The following is a 3,204-nucleotide window of genomic DNA, read 5'->3' on the forward strand; positions in this document are numbered from 1 at the left end:
ATGCGCCCCAGGGGCTATTAAACAGGGCATTAGCAACAGCAATCCCCATCCCTGCCATGGTGATAACCAGGATAAAAATAACGGCAATGGCCGAAACCAAACCTGCCGATTTACCAATTTCTTCTTTGGCAATTTCAGCAACCGATTTACCGTCATGGCGGATGGATGCAAACAGGATAATCATATCATGGACTGCCCCGCCGAGGCAGGCACCGATAAGCAGCCAGAGAGTACCTGGCAAAAAACCGAATTGCGCTGCCAGAACCGGACCGACAAGTGGGCCAGCGCCAGCAATAGCGGCAAAATGGTGACCAAATGTAACCCATTTGTTCGTGGGTACATAGTCATGACCGTCTTCGTGAACAACAGCAGGAGTCGGTCGGTTGGGATCAAGGGCTAATACTTTTGCTGCTATGAAAGCGCCATAGAAACGATAGCAAATCGTCAGCACCATAGCCGCAATGAGAACTAGATACAATCCATTCATAAGTCTTACCTCATTGTATAAAATTAATGAATTCTTCGACTACAATATAAAACAAAAAATTCATCAAATAAACGTAATCCTTATGAATGGACTAAAATACAGTTTGAACAGAAATTATGGATGATGAATAGAAATCTTAATTATTTTAATCCTAAAATAATTTTTAATTCTTTGATTTTACTTTTACTTACAGGTATTTCTACTCGTGGACAATGCTCCATTTTCAGCCAATACGTGCCTTTAAACCATGGCACAACGGCTTGTACTTTATCCATGTTAACTAGATAACTTTTGTGCACCCGCAAAATCTTAGAGTCCCGAAACCGATCAGCAAGCTCGGCTAGAGTACCATTATAGTTGAGTTCTTCATTAGCCGTTACAATAACGGCATTACCGGCCTGAGCATACGCATAAATAATATCACTGTAGTTTATAAAAATAATTTTTCCGCCTTTTTCTACAGGCAATTTGTTAATATGAACTTTATTCGCATCAAGTACAGCATCAACCCGGTTAGCAGCAGCCTGCCATTCTTCAGGCTGATAATTTTTCAGGCGCACAATGGTTTTGTCGATCCGCTCCTGTTCAAACGGTTTCAAAAGATAATCGACTGCTCCAATTTCAAATGCTTTTATAGCATACTCATCATAAGCAGTGGCAAAAACAATCATGGCATGCTCTACAATCTTTCGTAAGATAACTGCAGCTTCCAAACCATTAATATCCCGCATGCTAATATCCAAAAAAATAACATCTGGCTGTAATTGAGTTGCAAGTTTAATAGCCTCCGCACCATTATCGGCTTCGCCGACAATTTCAATCTCAGGCTTAGATGAGAGAAGATAGCGTAATTCGTCTCTGGCTGGTAATTCATCATCAACAATTAGCGCTTTGAGCATATGACTCACCTTCATTTGCAGTTATTTGTGGGATAGTAATCGTAACAACGGTACCGACACCAACAGTGCTGTCAATGCTTAGCCCATAGGGAACACCATATTGCCCGCGCAAACGTTCATGAACATTCATCAAGCCAATATGTTCGTTAGATGTTTGATTCAGAGGATTGGATGATGCCAGATCCATTCCCACCCCATCATCAGTAATTGTAATTATAATATCATAGTTGTATCTATGAATACTTATAGTAATGGTTCCGCCATCGATTTTCGGCTTCAAGCCATGGACCACAGCATTTTCAATAATCGGCTGAATCGTAAGGGAAGGAATTAAATACGGTGCAGTTAAGGGATCAATATCTTCGACAACCTGTAGTTTGGGACCGTAACGCGCTTTTTCAATGGCTAAATAGGCACTGACTTGCGTTAGCTCTTCTGCTATAGTAATATTTCGCCCGGCTTTTTGTAAAGTAAACCGAAAAATCGAACTGAGTTTTATCAATAAATCACGGGCTAACGCCGGCTTGGTCCGAATCAGAGAGGTAATTGTATTCAGAGTATTAAATAAAAAATGAGGATTTATCTGGGTTTGCAACGCCTTCAGTTCAGCTTTCGCAGCTAACTTTGCCTGCCGGTCGATTTCCGCCAGTTCAAGCTGGATAGAAAACAAATGAGCAAGTCCTTCGGCAAATACCACATCTGATTGGTTAACCGGTTTGCCGTTGGCATAATACAGTTTAAAGGTTCCAATAATCTCCTGACCTCGTTTTAATGGAACAACGATGGCGCAGGTTAGCTGACAGTCAGAACATTCGCAGCCTATTTCTGCCGGACTGTTAGCAATATAAATAGTGCCTGAATGCAACGTTTGATTGGTAGCATTAGTAAGATGGTGGTGATTGGACAAATGGTGTTCAGCATCTGTGCCAACAAACGCCAAAACATGTTGGGTATCAGTTACAGCCACAGCATGATAAGGACCATTAGCATAAATAATTTCTGCCGCTGCCTTGGCAGAGTCGGCATTTAGCCCTTTTCTAAAGTACGGCAAAGTTTGGGCAGCAACGGCTAATACTTTTTGTGACTGCGTTGCACCAATTTGCTGTTGTACATCCATTGTCATTTTAATAATAAGCATAAAAATCATAAGCCCAAAAGAATTAGCGACAATCATGGGCAAGGCGATATCCTTCACCAGGGTTACTGCCATCTCAAAAGGACGGGCAGTAAGGAGTATAATGGCCATCTGCATGGCTTCACCAACAATGCCACTGACGAGAGCAAGCCACCAGGACAGTGCATGGTGTGGATATCGATTTTTTATCCAGCCAGCTAACAATCCTTCCATGACATTAGCCAAAGCACAAGAAAAAGCCGAAAATCCGCCAAACAAATAGCGATGCCCCCCGGCGATTAACCCGGCAGCCGCCCCAATCGTAGGGCCGCCCAGCAGTCCAGCAGCCATCACCCCTACCACCCGAGAGTTTGCTAATGCGTCATCCACAGGAATGCCGGCATACGTACCAACGATACCAATGCCGCCAAAAATAAGTGAAAGCTTTATTTTATCCAATACTGTCACATAACTATAACTAATACGGCGAAAAATGGTAGTCTGCGACAAAACAAACGCTAACGTCGACGCAATACTCAATCGCTCAATCATTTGAAACAGCAACGTTTCTTGCATAATATACACCTCAATTATTTGTTACTATATAGATTCGGCCAAAACTATAGTAACCCTGCAAAAAAAAAACACTGGGGCTGTCGCGTTAAGACAGCCCCCAAATAGAAAAAACTGCAACCAGTTACTTC

Annotated in this window: 3 protein-coding genes; all 3 read right to left on the reverse strand. The window is 42.3% G+C overall.

Annotated features, from left to right (window positions below; genetic code table 11):
- Positions 1 to 487 (reverse strand): carbon starvation CstA family protein (locus AC29Z1_RS15525; RefSeq protein ID WP_488272361.1); only part of this gene is annotated, 487 nt, incomplete at its 3' end.
- Between the two features lie 140 nt (positions 488 to 627).
- Positions 628 to 1,386, reverse strand: coding sequence for a LytR/AlgR family response regulator transcription factor (locus tag AC29Z1_RS15530; RefSeq protein ID WP_488272362.1), 759 nt, complete (start codon positions 1,384 to 1,386; stop codon positions 628 to 630).
- Complete coding sequence (locus AC29Z1_RS15535; protein WP_488272363.1) at positions 1,364 to 3,076, reverse strand: LytS/YhcK type 5TM receptor domain-containing protein; 1,713 nt, start codon at positions 3,074 to 3,076, stop codon at positions 1,364 to 1,366. The genes AC29Z1_RS15530 and AC29Z1_RS15535 overlap by 23 nt, the downstream gene beginning before the upstream one ends.
- Between the last annotated feature and the right edge of the window lie 128 nt (positions 3,077 to 3,204).

This window comes from Sporomusa sp., from assembly GCF_057736855.1.